This window comes from Stenotrophomonas sp. AC248 (assembly GCF_979258185.1).
Window position 1 is genome coordinate 861,324 of sequence record NZ_OZ409840.1, and the last position, 12,590, is coordinate 873,913.

General features: G+C 61.5%; 21 protein-coding genes. All 21 read left to right on the top strand.

What is annotated here, in order from left to right; all coding sequences use genetic code 11:
- Positions 1–3 precede the first annotated feature (3 nt).
- The 21 genes from rpsG to rplR all read left to right on the top strand — a co-directional run bounded on the left by rpsG (position 4) and on the right by rplR (position 12,565).
- Positions 4–471 carry a 30S ribosomal protein S7 gene (rpsG, locus tag ACZ0AE_RS03850; RefSeq protein ID WP_017356009.1) on the top strand — a complete coding sequence of 156 codons (468 nt, stop codon included), beginning with the start codon at positions 4–6 and terminating at the stop codon, positions 469–471.
- 138 nt (positions 472–609) lie between these two features.
- Positions 610–2,751 carry an elongation factor G gene (fusA, locus tag ACZ0AE_RS03855; RefSeq protein WP_038690302.1) on the top strand — a complete coding sequence of 714 codons (2,142 nt, stop codon included), beginning with the start codon at positions 610–612 and terminating at the stop codon, positions 2,749–2,751.
- Between the two features lie 52 nt (positions 2,752–2,803).
- Positions 2,804–3,994 (top strand): elongation factor Tu, encoded by a 1,191-nt coding sequence (gene tuf, locus ACZ0AE_RS03860; protein ID WP_038690301.1) that lies wholly within the window; start codon positions 2,804–2,806, stop codon positions 3,992–3,994.
- 333 nt (positions 3,995–4,327) lie between these two features.
- Entirely contained in the window at positions 4,328–4,639 is a 312-nt protein-coding gene (rpsJ, locus tag ACZ0AE_RS03865) for a 30S ribosomal protein S10 (RefSeq protein ID WP_010341589.1), read from the top strand.
- Between the two features lie 11 nt (positions 4,640–4,650).
- A complete protein-coding gene (gene rplC, locus ACZ0AE_RS03870) occupies positions 4,651–5,301 on the top strand; it encodes a 50S ribosomal protein L3 (RefSeq protein ID WP_038690298.1) in 651 nt (216 codons plus the stop codon).
- 12 nt (positions 5,302–5,313) lie between these two features.
- A complete protein-coding gene (gene rplD / locus ACZ0AE_RS03875; RefSeq protein WP_038690296.1) occupies positions 5,314–5,919 on the top strand; it encodes a 50S ribosomal protein L4 in 606 nt (201 codons plus the stop codon).
- Positions 5,916–6,215, top strand: coding sequence for a 50S ribosomal protein L23 (gene rplW / locus ACZ0AE_RS03880; protein ID WP_038690294.1), 300 nt, complete (start codon positions 5,916–5,918; stop codon positions 6,213–6,215). Before rplD ends, rplW begins: the two co-directional genes overlap by 4 nt.
- A gap of 10 nt (positions 6,216–6,225) precedes the next feature.
- Positions 6,226–7,053 (top strand): 50S ribosomal protein L2, encoded by an 828-nt coding sequence (gene rplB / locus ACZ0AE_RS03885; protein ID WP_038690292.1) that lies wholly within the window; start codon positions 6,226–6,228, stop codon positions 7,051–7,053.
- Between the two features lie 6 nt (positions 7,054–7,059).
- Positions 7,060–7,329: a 30S ribosomal protein S19 gene (gene rpsS, locus ACZ0AE_RS03890; RefSeq protein WP_017355409.1), complete on the top strand. Its 270-nt coding sequence runs from the start codon at positions 7,060–7,062 to the stop codon at positions 7,327–7,329.
- 12 nt (positions 7,330–7,341) lie between these two features.
- On the top strand, positions 7,342–7,677 hold the full coding sequence (gene rplV, locus ACZ0AE_RS03895) for a 50S ribosomal protein L22 (RefSeq protein WP_017355410.1): 336 nt from the start codon (positions 7,342–7,344) through the stop codon (positions 7,675–7,677).
- Positions 7,678–7,694: 17 nt separating this feature from the next.
- A complete protein-coding gene (gene rpsC / locus ACZ0AE_RS03900) occupies positions 7,695–8,426 on the top strand; it encodes a 30S ribosomal protein S3 (protein WP_038690288.1) in 732 nt (243 codons plus the stop codon).
- Positions 8,427–8,431: 5 nt separating this feature from the next.
- On the top strand, positions 8,432–8,845 hold the full coding sequence (rplP, locus tag ACZ0AE_RS03905; RefSeq protein WP_017355412.1) for a 50S ribosomal protein L16: 414 nt from the start codon (positions 8,432–8,434) through the stop codon (positions 8,843–8,845).
- On the top strand, positions 8,845–9,030 hold the full coding sequence (gene rpmC / locus ACZ0AE_RS03910; RefSeq protein ID WP_017355413.1) for a 50S ribosomal protein L29: 186 nt from the start codon (positions 8,845–8,847) through the stop codon (positions 9,028–9,030). Before rplP ends, rpmC begins: the two co-directional genes overlap by 1 nt.
- Positions 9,031–9,041: 11 nt before the next feature.
- On the top strand, positions 9,042–9,311 hold the full coding sequence (gene rpsQ, locus ACZ0AE_RS03915) for a 30S ribosomal protein S17 (RefSeq protein WP_038692463.1): 270 nt from the start codon (positions 9,042–9,044) through the stop codon (positions 9,309–9,311).
- Between the two features lie 13 nt (positions 9,312–9,324).
- Complete coding sequence (rplN, locus tag ACZ0AE_RS03920) at positions 9,325–9,693, top strand: 50S ribosomal protein L14 (protein ID WP_038690286.1); 369 nt, start codon at positions 9,325–9,327, stop codon at positions 9,691–9,693.
- A gap of 16 nt (positions 9,694–9,709) precedes the next feature.
- The gene (gene rplX, locus ACZ0AE_RS03925) at positions 9,710–10,027 is read left to right on the top strand and encodes a 50S ribosomal protein L24 (protein ID WP_017355416.1); all 318 of its coding nucleotides are present in this window, start codon (positions 9,710–9,712) and stop codon (positions 10,025–10,027) included.
- 10 nt (positions 10,028–10,037) lie between these two features.
- Positions 10,038–10,580: a 50S ribosomal protein L5 gene (rplE, locus tag ACZ0AE_RS03930; RefSeq protein ID WP_038690283.1), complete on the top strand. Its 543-nt coding sequence runs from the start codon at positions 10,038–10,040 to the stop codon at positions 10,578–10,580.
- An 18-nt stretch (positions 10,581–10,598) separates the two neighbouring features.
- Entirely contained in the window at positions 10,599–10,904 is a 306-nt protein-coding gene (gene rpsN, locus ACZ0AE_RS03935; RefSeq protein ID WP_038690281.1) for a 30S ribosomal protein S14, read from the top strand.
- 261 nt (positions 10,905–11,165) lie between these two features.
- Positions 11,166–11,564, top strand: coding sequence for a 30S ribosomal protein S8 (rpsH, locus tag ACZ0AE_RS03940; protein ID WP_019186156.1), 399 nt, complete (start codon positions 11,166–11,168; stop codon positions 11,562–11,564).
- A gap of 18 nt (positions 11,565–11,582) precedes the next feature.
- A complete protein-coding gene (rplF, locus tag ACZ0AE_RS03945; RefSeq protein WP_137190958.1) occupies positions 11,583–12,110 on the top strand; it encodes a 50S ribosomal protein L6 in 528 nt (175 codons plus the stop codon).
- A gap of 95 nt (positions 12,111–12,205) precedes the next feature.
- Entirely contained in the window at positions 12,206–12,565 is a 360-nt protein-coding gene (gene rplR, locus ACZ0AE_RS03950; protein ID WP_038690277.1) for a 50S ribosomal protein L18, read from the top strand.
- The last annotated feature ends 25 nt before the right edge of the window (positions 12,566–12,590 follow it).

Below are 12,590 nucleotides of genomic sequence, written 5' to 3' on the forward strand. Positions count from 1 at the left end.
CACATGTCTCGTAAAGGTAATACGCCGCAGCGCTCTGTCCTGCCGGATCCGAAGCACGGAAGTGAAACCATCGCTCGTTTCATCAATATGGTGATGCTGAGCGGCAAGAAGTCGGTCGCTGAAAAGATCGTCTACGGTGCCATGGACGTGATCGGCGAAAAGAACCCGAACTCCGTCGAGCTGGTGCAGAAGGCTCTGGACAACGTGGCTCCGTCGGTCGAAGTCAAGTCCCGTCGCGTCGGTGGTGCCACCTATCAGGTGCCCGTCGAAGTGCGTTCGTCGCGCAAGATGGCCCTGGCCATGCGTTGGCTGATCGACTCGGCCCGTAAGCGTGGTGAAAACACCATGCCGAAGAAGCTGGCTGCCGAACTGCTGGACGCCTCGGAAAACCGTGGCGGCGCCATCAAGAAGCGCGAAGAAACCCACCGCATGGCCGAAGCCAACAAGGCATTCGCCCACTACCGCTGGTGAGTTTGACGGCCTTGCAAAACAGGCAGAGCGGCACTACGTATTAGTGCCGCTTCGCGGCACCTGGGGTGCCGCGCCAATCCGAAGGCCGCCGAAAGGCGGCGTTCGGCCATCCGAATTCCAAGAAATTGAGAGGCTCCCGTGGCCCGCACCACTCCCATCGAGCGTTACCGTAACTTCGGCATCATGGCTCACATCGATGCCGGCAAGACCACCACGTCCGAGCGCATCCTGTTCTACACCGGCAAGAGCCACAAGATCGGTGAAGTGCACGACGGCGCTGCCACCATGGACTGGATGGAGCAGGAGCAGGAGCGTGGCATCACGATCCAGTCCGCTGCGACCACTGCGTTCTGGAAGGGCATGGACAAGTCCCTGCCGGAGCATCGCTTCAACATCATCGACACCCCCGGACACGTCGACTTCACCATCGAAGTAGAGCGCTCGCTGCGCGTGCTCGACGGTGCGGTGTTCGTGCTGTGCGCCGTCGGTGGCGTGCAGCCGCAGTCCGAAACCGTGTGGCGCCAGGCCAACCGGTACAAGGTGCCGCGCATTGCCTTCGTCAACAAGATGGACCGCACCGGTGCCAACTTCACCAAGGTCGTTGGCCAGCTGAAGGCCAAGCTCGGCGCCACCGCCGTGCCGATGCAGCTGCCGATCGGCGCTGAAGACGGCTTCAAGGGCGTGGTCGACCTGATCAAGATGAAGGCCATCCATTGGGATGAAGCCTCGCAGGGCATGAAGTTCGAGTACCTGGAAATCCCGGCCGACATGCAGGCGGAGGCCGACGAGGCCCGCACCTACATGATCGAAGCCGCGGCTGAAGCCAGCGAAGAGCTGATGGAAAAGTACCTGGGCGGCGAAGAGCTGACCGAGGCCGAGATCGTCGAAGCCCTGCGCGTGCGCACCCTGGCTACCGACATCGTGCCGATGTACTGCGGTTCTGCGTTCAAGAACAAGGGCGTGCAGGCCATGCTGGACGGCGTGGTGCAGCTGCTGCCGTCGCCGATCGACGTGCCGGACGTGACCGGTACCGACGTCGACGATGAAACCGTTGCGCTGAGCCGCAAGTCCGACGACAAGGCCCCGTTCTCGGCCCTGGCGTTCAAGATCATCACCGACCCGTTCGTGGGCGCGCTGACCTTCTTCCGTGTCTATTCGGGCACGCTGAACGCTGGCGACCAGCTGCTGAACTCGGTGAAGGGCAAGAAGGAGCGCATCGGCCGCATCCTGCAGATGCACTCCAACGATCGTGAAGAAATCAAGGAAGTGCTGGCCGGTGACATCGCCGCGGCCGTGGGCCTGAAGGACACGACCACCGGTGACACCCTGTGCTCGCAGGACCACCCGATCATCCTGGAGCGCATGGTGTTCCCGGAGCCGGTCATCTCGATGGCCGTCGAACCGAAGACCAAGTCCGACCAGGAAAAGATGGGTCTGGCGCTGGGCCGTCTGGCTCAGGAAGATCCGTCGTTCCGCGTCAAGACCGACGAAGAATCCGGCCAGACCATCATCTCGGGCATGGGCGAGCTGCACCTGGACATCATCGTGGATCGCATGAAGCGCGAGTTCAACGTTGAAGCCAACGTCGGCAAGCCGCAGGTTGCGTACCGCGAAACCATCCAGATGGCCGACGTCAAGTCGGACTACAAGCACGCCAAGCAGTCCGGTGGTAAGGGTCAGTACGGTCACGTCGTGATCGAGCTGTCGCCGATCACCGCTGAAGACCGTGCCGATCCGAAGATCGCCCCGGCGATCAAGGATGACTTCCTGTTCATCAACGACATCACCGGTGGCGTGATTCCGAAGGAATTCATTCCGTCGATCGAAAAGGGCCTGCGCGAAACCATCACCAGCGGTCCGCTGGCGGGCTTCCCGGTCGTGGACGTCAAGGTGAAGCTGGTGTTCGGCTCGTACCATGACGTCGACTCCTCGGAAATGGCGTTCAAGCTCGCGTCCTCGATGGCCTTCAAGCAGGGCTTCCAGAAGGCCAAGCCGGTCCTGCTGGAGCCGATCATGAAGGTCGAGATCGTGACCCCGGAGGATTACCAGGGTGACGTGATGGGCGACGTCAGCCGTCGTCGTGGCGTGCTGCAGGGTTCGAGCACCACCGGTGACGGTTCGGCGAGCATCATCAACGCGATGATCCCGCTGGGCGAAATGTTCGGTTACGCCACCTCGCTGCGTTCGCAGACCCAGGGTCGCGCAACGTTCACGATGGAATTCGACCACTACGAGCCGGCGCCGAACAACATCGCCGAATCCGTGATCAAGAAGGCCTGAGCGTAAGCTCAGGTCTCAACCTCTTTCTTTCTGACATTCAAGGGCTACAACAATGGCAAAGGGTAAGTTCGAGCGCACCAAGCCGCACGTCAACGTCGGCACCATCGGTCACGTCGATCACGGCAAGACCACGCTGACCGCCGCACTGACCAAGATCGGTGCTGAGCGCTTCGGTGGCGAGTTCAAGGATTACTCCTCGATCGACGCCGCGCCGGAAGAAAAGGCACGTGGCATCACGATCTCGACCGCACACGTCGAGTACGAATCCACCGAGCGTCATTACGCCCACGTGGATTGCCCGGGCCATGCTGACTACGTCAAGAACATGATCACCGGTGCCGCCCAGATGGACGGCGCGATCTTGGTCTGCTCCGCTGCTGACGGCCCGATGCCGCAGACCCGCGAGCACATCCTGCTGTCGCGCCAGGTCGGCGTGCCGTACATCGTCGTGTTCCTGAACAAGGCCGACATGGTGGACGACGCCGAGCTGCTGGAACTGGTCGAAATGGAAGTCCGCGAGCTGCTGAGCAAGTACGACTTCCCGGGCGACGACACCCCGATCATCGCGGGTTCGGCCCGTCTGGCGCTGGAAGGCGACCAGAGCGATATCGGCGTGCCGGCCGTGATCAAGCTGGTCGAAGCTCTCGACAGCTGGATCCCGACCCCGGAGCGTGACATCGACAAGCCGTTCCTGATGCCGGTGGAAGACGTGTTCTCGATCTCGGGCCGCGGCACCGTGGTGACCGGTCGTATCGAGCGCGGCGTGATCAAGGTCGGCGAAGAAATCGAAATCGTCGGTATCCGTCCGGTCCAGAAGACCACCGTCACCGGCGTGGAAATGTTCCGCAAGCTGCTCGACCAGGGTCAGGCAGGCGACAACGCCGGTCTGCTGCTGCGCGGCACCAAGCGTGACGACGTCGAGCGTGGCCAGGTCCTGGCCAAGCCGGGTTCGATCAAGCCGCACACCCAGTTCGACGCTGAAGTGTACGTGCTGTCGAAGGACGAGGGCGGCCGTCACACCCCGTTCTTCAAGGGCTACCGTCCGCAGTTCTACTTCCGTACCACCGACATCACCGGCGCTTGCGAACTGCCGGAAGGTGTGGAAATGGTGATGCCGGGCGACAACGTGAAGATGGTTGTCACCCTGATCAACCCGGTCGCCATGGACGAAGGTCTGCGCTTCGCGATTCGCGAAGGCGGCCGTACCGTCGGCGCCGGCGTGGTCTCCAAGATCCTGGCGTAATCTGCTAGAATCTTCGCCCCGATGTTGCCTGGGTAGGGCATCGGGGCGGAACTAAATGGGAAAAGAGGCGCAGGACGCACCTCGTGTTCCCCGGACCAGGAAGGGTCGCGCCATTCAGGCAGTGTCAACAGGTCCCCTGTTGACCGCCGCGTTGTATGCGCGCTATACTTTTTGTCTGGGCAGATCGGGAGACCGGTCTGCCTCGATTTTTGAGGTCTACGGAAAGATCTTGTCGCCGCACGGGAATGTGCGGCGTCTGCATTCAGGATATTCATGGGACAAGGCAACCCAGAGGCCTTGTCCGTCGCTCTTTTAACGAAGGAACCCACCGTCATGGCGGACCAAAAGATCCGGATTCGGCTGAAGGCGTTCGATCATCGTTTGATCGACCGTTCGGCCAGCGAGATCGTAGAAACGGCAAAGCGGACCGGCGCGCAAGTGCGTGGCCCGATCCCCCTGCCGACCAAGATCGAGCGTTACACCATTCTCGTTTCCCCGCACGTCGACAAAGACGCGCGTGACCAGTACGAGACCCGCACGCATAAGCGCGTGCTCGATATCGTTGACCCGAACGACAAGACCGTGGACGCGCTGATGAAGCTCGAACTGGCTGCCGGCGTCGACGTTCAGATCAAGCTGACCTGAGGACTACGACCATGACGAAGAAATATTCGTTGGGCTTCGTGGGCCGCAAGGCTGGCATGAGCCGCGTGTTCACCGAAGATGGCCAGGCCATCCCGGTAACCCTGATTGAAGCTACCCCGAACCGCATCGCGCAGATCAAGACCGTCGAAGCTGACGGCTACAGCGCCGTGCAGGTGACCGTCGGCGCGCGTCGCGCTGCCCTGGTCAACAAGCCGGAAGCCGGTCACTTCGCCAAGGCGAAGGTCGACGCGGGCCGTGGCCTGTGGGAATTCCGCGTTGAAGACGCCCAGCTCGGCGATTTCGCCGTCGGTGGCGAAGTCAAGGCGGACATCTTTGAAGTCGGCCAGATCGTCGACGTCCAGGGTGTCACCAAGGGTAAGGGCTTCCAGGGCACCATCAAGCGCTACAACTTCCGTATGGGTGACGCTACCCACGGCAACTCGCTGTCGCATCGCGCGCCGGGTTCGCTGGGTCAGCGCCAGACGCCAGGTCGCGTGTTCCCGGGCAAGAAGATGTCCGGTCACATGGGCTCGGTGCAGCAGAGCACCCAGAACCTGGAAGTTGTCAAGGTCGACGTCGAGCGCGGTCTGATCGCGGTTCGCGGCGCCGTTCCTGGCGCGGCGGGTGGCGACGTGATCGTCCGTCCGGCGAGCAAGGCATAAGGAGAGATGACGATGGAACTCGTTATCACGGGTAGCAATAACAAGGTCTCGGTCTCCGACGCCGTGTTCGGTCGCGATTTCAGCGAAGATCTGGTTCACCAGGTCGTCGTCGCCTATCGCAACGCCGGCCGCGCCGGCACCAAGGCACAGAAGACTCGCTCTGAAGTGGCTGGTACCACCAAGAAGTCGAAGAAGCAGAAGGGCGGCGGCGCGCGTCATGGCGCACTGACGGCTCCGATCTTCGTCGGCGGCGGTGTCACCTTCGCGGCCAAGCCGCGCAGCTTCGAGCAGAAGGTCAACCGTAAGCAGTACCGTGCAGCCATGTGCGCGATCCTGTCCGAGCTGAACCGTCAGGGCCGTCTGACCATCGTGGAGTCCTTCGATGTCGAAGCGACCAACACGAAGGCTCTGATCGCCAAGCTGGCCGGCCTGGAAGTGGGCAAGCGTCCGCTGATCGTCACCGAAGATGCTTCCGAGCACCTGTACCTGTCGGCGCGCAACATTCCCTACGTGGAAGTGCGTGACGTGCAGGGCCTGGACCCGGTGTCGCTGGTCGGTGCCGACACGGTCGTCATCACCGCTGACGCGGTCAAGAAGGTCGAGGAGTGGCTGGCATGAGCGCCAACGAGAAAATCTTCAGCGTTCTTCGCGCTCCGCGAGTCTCCGAAAAGACCGCGCGCCTGCAGGAACATTCCAACCAGTATGTCTTTGAAGTGTCGAACGAAGCGACCAAGGCTGATGTAAAGGCCGCGGTTGAGCAGCTGTTCGATGTCAAGGTCGAGTCGGTCAACGTGCTGAACGTGAAGGGCAAGAACAAGTCCTTCCGTAACCGCACCGGCCGTCGCGGCGATTGGCGCAAGGCATACGTGCGTCTCGCCGATGGCCAGTCCATCGATGTAACGGCCAAGGCCTGAGGTACATCCCATGCCATTGATGAAATTCAAGCCCACTTCCCCCGGCCGCCGTTCGGCCGTGCGCGTGGTTACGCCCGATCTGCACAAGGGCGCACCGCACGCAGCGTTGCTGGAGCCGCAGAGCAAGTCCGGTGGTCGTAACCACCACGGCCGCATCACCACCCGTCACGTTGGTGGTGGCCACAAGCAGCACTACCGTGTCATCGACTTCAAGCGCAACAAGGAAGGCATTCCGGCGCGCGTGGAACGCATCGAATACGATCCGAACCGCACCGCCCATATCGCCCTGCTGTGCTACGTCGACGGCGAACGCCGCTACATCATCGCACCGAAGGGCCTGAAGGCCGGTGACCAGGTGATCGCGGGTTCGGATGCGCCGATCAAGACCGGTAACACGCTGCCGCTGCGCAACATCCCGGTCGGTACCACTGTCCACGGCATCGAACTGAAGCCGGGCAAGGGTGCTCAGATCGCACGTGCCGCCGGCGCCGCCGTGCAGCTCGTCGCTCGTGAAGGTATCTACGCCACCCTGCGCCTGCGCTCGGGTGAAATGCGTAAGGTGCCGGTCGAGTGCCGCGCCACCATCGGTGAAGTCGGTAACGACGAACACAACCTGGAAAAGCTGGGCAAGGCTGGCGCCAAGCGCTGGCGCGGTGTCCGCCCGACCGTTCGTGGTGCTGCCATGAACCCGGTTGACCATCCGCACGGTGGTGGTGAGGCGAAGGCCGGCCAGGGTAATCCGCATCCGGTCACCCCGTGGGGTGTTCCGACCAAGGGTTACAAGACGCGCAAGAACAAGCGCACCCAGCAATTCATCGTCCGCGATCGTAGGGGCTAATCGACCATGGCACGTTCACTCAAGAAGGGCCCGTTCGTCGATCACCACCTCGTCAAGAAGGTGGAGGCCGCTGCGGGTAGCAAGAAGCCGATCAAGACCTGGTCGCGCCGTTCGATGATCCTGCCGGAAATGGTAGGCATCACCATCGCCGTTCATAACGGCAAGAACCACGTTCCGGTGCTCGTCAACGAGAACATGGTCGGCCACAAGCTCGGCGAATTTGCCATCACCCGGACCTTCAAGGGTCACGGTGGTGACAAGAAGTCGGGCAAGTAAGGAGAGATGACAATGGAAGCGAAAGCAATCCTGCGCTCCGCGCGCATCTCTGCGCAGAAAGCCCGCCTGGTCGCTGACCAGGTGCGCGGCCTGCCGGCCGAGCGTGCGGTCAACCTGCTGAAGTTTTCGGATAAGAAGGCTGCCCACCTGATCAAGAAGGTGGTGGAGTCGGCTATCGCAAATGCCGAAAACAACCAGGGCGCCGACGTCGACGAGCTGAAGGTTCAGACCATCATGGTAGATGAAGGTCCGACCCTGAAGCGTTTCATGGCGCGGGCGAAAGGCCGCGGCACCCGCATCCTCAAGCGCACCAGCCACATCACTGTGGTTGTGGGCGCCGGCAAGTAAGCGGAAAGGAAAACACCATGGGTCATAAAGTTCATCCGATTGGTATCCGCCTCGGTATTTCCAAGGACTGGAACTCCAAGTGGTACGCCAACAAGGGCGAGTTCGCTGGTTACCTGGCGGCCGACCTGAAGGTGCGGGAAATGCTGCGCAAGAAGCTTGCGCAGGCCGGCATCAGCAAGATCCTTATCGAGCGTCCGGCAAAGACCGCTCGCGTGACGATCCACACCGCCCGTCCGGGCGTGGTGATCGGCAAGCGCGGTGAGGACATCGAAAAGCTGCGTAAGGAAGTGAGCGAGATGATGGGCGTTCCGGCGCACATCAACGTCACCGAAGTGCGCAAGCCCGAGCTGGACGCACAGCTGGTTGCCGAGTCGATCGCGCAGCAGCTGGAGCGTCGCATCATGTTCCGCCGCGCAATGAAGCGCTCGGTCGGCAACGCGATGCGCCTGGGTGCCCTGGGCATCAAGGTCAACGTGGGTGGCCGCCTCAACGGTGCAGAAATCGCCCGTTCGGAGTGGTACCGCGAAGGCCGCGTGCCGCTGCACACGCTGCGTGCCGACATCGACTATGGCTTCGCTGAAGCCAAGACGACCTACGGCATCATCGGCATCAAGGTCTGGATCTACAAGGGCGAGGTTTTCGATTTCTCCCAGGTTGGCCAGGAAAAGCAGGACGATTCCCCGCGCAACGATCGTAACGATCGCGGCGACCGCGGTGACCGTCAGCGCCCGGCTCGTGAAGCGAGGTAACGACAATGTTGCAACCCAAGCGAACCAAGTACCGCAAGGTACACAAGGGCCGTAACGATGGCCTGAGCTGGAGCGCCAACGCTGTCAGCTTCGGCGAGTACGGCCTGAAGGCAACCGCTCATGGTCAGCTGACCGCGCGTCAGATCGAAGCGGCTCGCCGCTCGATCAGCCGCTACGTCAAGCGCGGCGGCAAGATGTGGATCCGAGTGTTCCCCGACAAGCCGATCACCAAGAAGCCCATCGAAGTCCGAATGGGTTCTGGTAAGGGCAACGTGGAGTACTGGGTAGCCCAGATCCAGCCCGGCCGCATGATCTATGAAATTGAAGGTGTGGATGAAAGCGTGGCTCGCGAGGCGTTCCGCCTGGCAGCTGCCAAGCTCTCCGTGACCACCACCTTCGTGACCCGGACGGTGATGTAATGGATATCAAACAACTTCGCGAAAAGTCGGCTGACGATCTGAAGGCCCACCTGACCGACCTGCGTAAGGAGCAGTTCTCGCTCCGTATGCAGCAGGTTACTGGCCAGCTGCCGAAGACTCACGAAACCCGCCGGGTCCGCCGCGAGATTGCTCGCGTCAAGACCCTGCTCGGCAGCACCAAGTAAGGATGGCCGCGATGAGCGACAATACTGAAAACAAAGCGCTGCGCACGGTCGAAGGCCGTGTCGTCAGCAACAAGATGGACAAGACGGTCACCGTGTTGGTGGAACGCCTGGTCAAGCACGCCCTGTACGGCAAGTACATCAAGCGTTCGACCAAGCTGCACGCCCACGACGCCGACAACGCCTGCAACGAAGGCGATGTCGTCCGCGTGACCGAGATTGCTCCGATGTCCAAGACCAAGAACTGGCGCGTGGTGGAAGTCATCACGCGTGCGGCTGAATAAGGAGATCTGAATCATGATCCAGATGCAGAGCTACCTCGAGGTCGCGGACAATTCCGGTGCCAAGGAAGTGATGTGCATCAAGGTGCTGGGCGGCTCCAAGCGTCGCTATGCCCACATCGGTGACATCATCAAGGTCACCGTGAAGGATGCGATCCCGCGCGGCAAGGTCAAGAAGGGTGAAGTGTTCGACGCCGTCGTGGTGCGTACCCGCAAGGGTGTGCGTCGCGCCGACGGTTCGCTGATCCGTTTCGACGCCAACGCCGCGGTCCTGCTCAACAACAAGCAAGAGCCGATCGGCACCCGCATCTTCGGACCGGTGACGCGTGAACTTCGTACCGAGAAGTTCATGAAGATCGTCTCGCTCGCTCCCGAAGTGCTGTGAGCGACAGGAGATAATCATGGCTAACCGTATCAAGAAGGGCGACCAGGTCGTCGTCAACACCGGCAAGGACAAGGGCAAGCAGGGCGAAGTCGTCCGCGTCGACGGCGATCGTGTGATCGTCGCCAACGTGAACATCGTCAAGCGCCACACCAAGCCGAACCCGCAGGCAGGCGTTGCCGGCGGCGTGGTCGAGCGTGAAGCGTCGATCCATATCTCCAACGTGAATGTGCTGAACCCGGCTTCGGGCAAGGGCGAACGCGTTGGTTTCAAGGTGCTGGAGGATGGACGCAAACTGCGTGTGTTCCGCTCCAGCGGTGAGGCGCTCGACGCCTGAGGATGCGCTGATGAATACCCGTCTCGAAAAGTTCTACAAGGAAGAAGTGGTGCCGGCGCTGATGAAGCAGTTCGGCTACACCAATCCGATGCAGGTTCCGAAGCTGGTCAAGGTCACCCTGAACATGGGTGTCGGCGAAGCAGCCACGAACAAGAAGATCCTGGAAAACGCCGTCGCCGACATGGCCAAGGTCTCCGGCCAGAAGCCGATCGTGACCAAGTCCCGCGTCTCGGTGGCTTCGTTCAAGATCCGCGATGGTTGGCCGATCGGCTGCAAGACCACGCTGCGTCGTGAAAAGATGTATGAGTTCCTGGATCGCCTGATCAACATCTCGCTGCCGCGCGTGCGCGACTTCCGTGGTGTCTCGGGTCGTTCCTTCGACGGTCGCGGCAACTTCAACATGGGCGTGAAGGAACAGATCATCTTCCCGGAAATCGACTTCGACGCTGTCGACGCGATCCGCGGCATGGATATCGCCATCACCACCACCGCCAAGACCGACGCGGAAGCGAAGGCGCTGCTCGCAGCGTTCAAGTTCCCGTTCCGTAACTGATACGTCGAGGAAACCGAAATGGCAAAGACCTCCATGGTCAACCGCGATCTGAAGCGCGCCAAGCTGGCCGTCAAGTTCGCTGGCAAGCGTGAAGAGCTGAAGAAGATCATCTCCAGCCCGACCGCTTCCTACGCCGACAAGGCCGACGCTGTCGTGAAGTTGCAGAAGCTGCCGCGCGATTCGTCGCCGAGCCGCCACCGCAACCGTTGCGAACTGTCCGGCCGCCCGCGTGGCGTCTACAGCAAGTTCGGCCTCGGCCGCAACAAGCTGCGCGAAGCCACCATGCGTGGCGACGTGCCGGGCCTGCGCAAGGCAAGCTGGTAAGGGATTCGTCCCGGAACCTGTCCCGCATCCCCTGGATGTGGGGCAGGGGGACTGACCGGTTGTTCAGGTTTGTTCCCAATTAAGGAGTCCGACGCAAGTCGGGCTCTTTTTGCCGTATACTCCCGCGTCTTGCTCCGTCACAGGGGCTGGCGTAGAGCGGACCGCTGGTCCGCTGAACAGGTAACAAGGGTTCTGGCCCATCCCAGGAACACAGCAAGATTTTCGCGAAAGCGGATATCGGTGCACTCAAAGGTATCGACTATGAGCATGACTGATCCCATCGCCGACCTGCTGGTACGCATCAAGAATGCGGCCGCGGTTGGCAAGCAGACGGTGAAGGCACCGTCCTCCAAGATCAAGGTTGCAATCGCAGAAGTGTTGAAGGCCGAGGGCTACATCACCGACCTGCGCGTGACCAAGATCGAGAACAACAAGGCCGAGCTTGAAATCGTCCTGAAGTATTTCGAAGGCAAGCCGGTCATCGAGACCCTGAAGCGCTTCTCGCGTTCGGGCCTGCGCCAGTACCGTGGCAAGTCTGAGCTGCCGAAGGTCCTCAACGGCCTGGGCATCTCCATCATCTCCACCTCCAAGGGCATCATGACTGATGCGCAGGCGCGCCAGTTGGGCGTCGGCGGCGAAGTCCTGTGCTTCGTGGCCTAAGGCGAGAAGGAACCAACTATGTCCCGCGTAGCCAAGAAGCCGGTCAACCTGCCCAAGGGCGTTGAACTGAACATCCAGCCGGAATCCGTCAGCGTGAAGGGCCCGAAGGGCTCCCTGTCGCTGCCCAAGGTTGCTGGCGTTGAAATCACCGTCGAAAACGGCGTTGCCAACCTGGCCGCCAACGATCCGAGCCTGCTTGCCCTCACCGGCACCGTGCGCGCGATCCTGGCCAACATGGTCCACGGCGTCACCGAAGGCTTCGAGCGCAAGCTCGAGCTGGTCGGCGTCGGCTACCGTGCCGCCATGCAGGGCAAGGACCTGAGCCTGTCGCTCGGTTTCTCGCACCCGGTCGTGTTCGTGGCGCCGGAAGGCATCACCATTTCGACCCCGACCCAGACCGAAGTTCTGGTCCAGGGCACCGACAAGCAGCGCGTTGGTGAAGTGGCCGCCAAGATCCGTGGCTTCCGTCCGCCGGAGCCCTACAAGGGCAAGGGTGTGAAGTACGCCGGCGAAGTCATCATTCGTAAGGAAGCCAAGAAGGCCTAATCAGGCGCGGGAACTTCCACGGAAACCCGGCCATCACTGGCTGGGTTTCTCAAAGCAAAAGCCCGCTTCACTTCAGCTTTCAAGGAACTCAAATCATGAGCATCAACAAGAACATCGCCCGCCTGCGTCGCGCCAAGTCGACCCGTGCACACATCCGCGTTCTCGGCGTGCCGCGTCTGTCGGTGCTGCGCACCGGTCAGCACCTGTACGCCCAGGTCTTCACCGCCGATGGCTCCAAGGTGCTGGCTGCCGCCAACACCACCCAGGCCGACGTCAAGGAAGGCCTGAAGAACGGCAAGAACAGCGACGCCGCCGCCAAGGTGGGCAAGCTGGTCGCCGAGCGCGCCAAGGCTGCGGGCATCGAGAAGGTCGCTTTCGACCGCTCGGGCTACCGCTACCACGGCCGCATCAAGGCACTGGCCGACGCAGCCCGCGAAGGCGGCCTGCAGTTCTAAGGGATTCGGGGGCAGGGCTCAGCCC

What these genes read in the sequence shown, in the direction of transcription:
- rpsC (WP_038690288.1), top strand. Translation starts at nt 7,695, where the DNA reads ATGGGTCATAAAGTTCATCCGATTGGTATCCGCCTCGGTATTTCCAAG.
- rplE (WP_038690283.1), top strand. Translation starts at nt 10,038, where the DNA reads ATGAATACCCGTCTCGAAAAGTTCTACAAGGAAGAAGTGGTGCCGGCG.
- rpsS (WP_017355409.1), top strand. Translation starts at nt 7,060, where the DNA reads ATGGCACGTTCACTCAAGAAGGGCCCGTTCGTCGATCACCACCTCGTC.
- rplD (WP_038690296.1), top strand. Translation starts at nt 5,314, where the DNA reads ATGGAACTCGTTATCACGGGTAGCAATAACAAGGTCTCGGTCTCCGAC.
- rpsH (WP_019186156.1), top strand. Translation starts at nt 11,166, where the DNA reads ATGAGCATGACTGATCCCATCGCCGACCTGCTGGTACGCATCAAGAAT.
- rplV (WP_017355410.1), top strand. Translation starts at nt 7,342, where the DNA reads ATGGAAGCGAAAGCAATCCTGCGCTCCGCGCGCATCTCTGCGCAGAAA.
- rplB (WP_038690292.1), top strand. Translation starts at nt 6,226, where the DNA reads ATGCCATTGATGAAATTCAAGCCCACTTCCCCCGGCCGCCGTTCGGCC.
- rpsQ (WP_038692463.1), top strand. Translation starts at nt 9,042, where the DNA reads ATGAGCGACAATACTGAAAACAAAGCGCTGCGCACGGTCGAAGGCCGT.
- rplP (WP_017355412.1), top strand. Translation starts at nt 8,432, where the DNA reads ATGTTGCAACCCAAGCGAACCAAGTACCGCAAGGTACACAAGGGCCGT.
- rpmC (WP_017355413.1), top strand. Translation starts at nt 8,845, where the DNA reads ATGGATATCAAACAACTTCGCGAAAAGTCGGCTGACGATCTGAAGGCC.
- rpsJ (WP_010341589.1), top strand. Translation starts at nt 4,328, where the DNA reads ATGGCGGACCAAAAGATCCGGATTCGGCTGAAGGCGTTCGATCATCGT.
- tuf (WP_038690301.1), top strand. Translation starts at nt 2,804, where the DNA reads ATGGCAAAGGGTAAGTTCGAGCGCACCAAGCCGCACGTCAACGTCGGC.
- rplF (WP_137190958.1), top strand. Translation starts at nt 11,583, where the DNA reads ATGTCCCGCGTAGCCAAGAAGCCGGTCAACCTGCCCAAGGGCGTTGAA.
- rplN (WP_038690286.1), top strand. Translation starts at nt 9,325, where the DNA reads ATGATCCAGATGCAGAGCTACCTCGAGGTCGCGGACAATTCCGGTGCC.
- rplR (WP_038690277.1), top strand. Translation starts at nt 12,206, where the DNA reads ATGAGCATCAACAAGAACATCGCCCGCCTGCGTCGCGCCAAGTCGACC.
- rpsN (WP_038690281.1), top strand. Translation starts at nt 10,599, where the DNA reads ATGGCAAAGACCTCCATGGTCAACCGCGATCTGAAGCGCGCCAAGCTG.
- rpsG (WP_017356009.1), top strand. Translation starts at nt 4, where the DNA reads ATGTCTCGTAAAGGTAATACGCCGCAGCGCTCTGTCCTGCCGGATCCG.
- rplC (WP_038690298.1), top strand. Translation starts at nt 4,651, where the DNA reads ATGACGAAGAAATATTCGTTGGGCTTCGTGGGCCGCAAGGCTGGCATG.
- rplW (WP_038690294.1), top strand. Translation starts at nt 5,916, where the DNA reads ATGAGCGCCAACGAGAAAATCTTCAGCGTTCTTCGCGCTCCGCGAGTC.
- rplX (WP_017355416.1), top strand. Translation starts at nt 9,710, where the DNA reads ATGGCTAACCGTATCAAGAAGGGCGACCAGGTCGTCGTCAACACCGGC.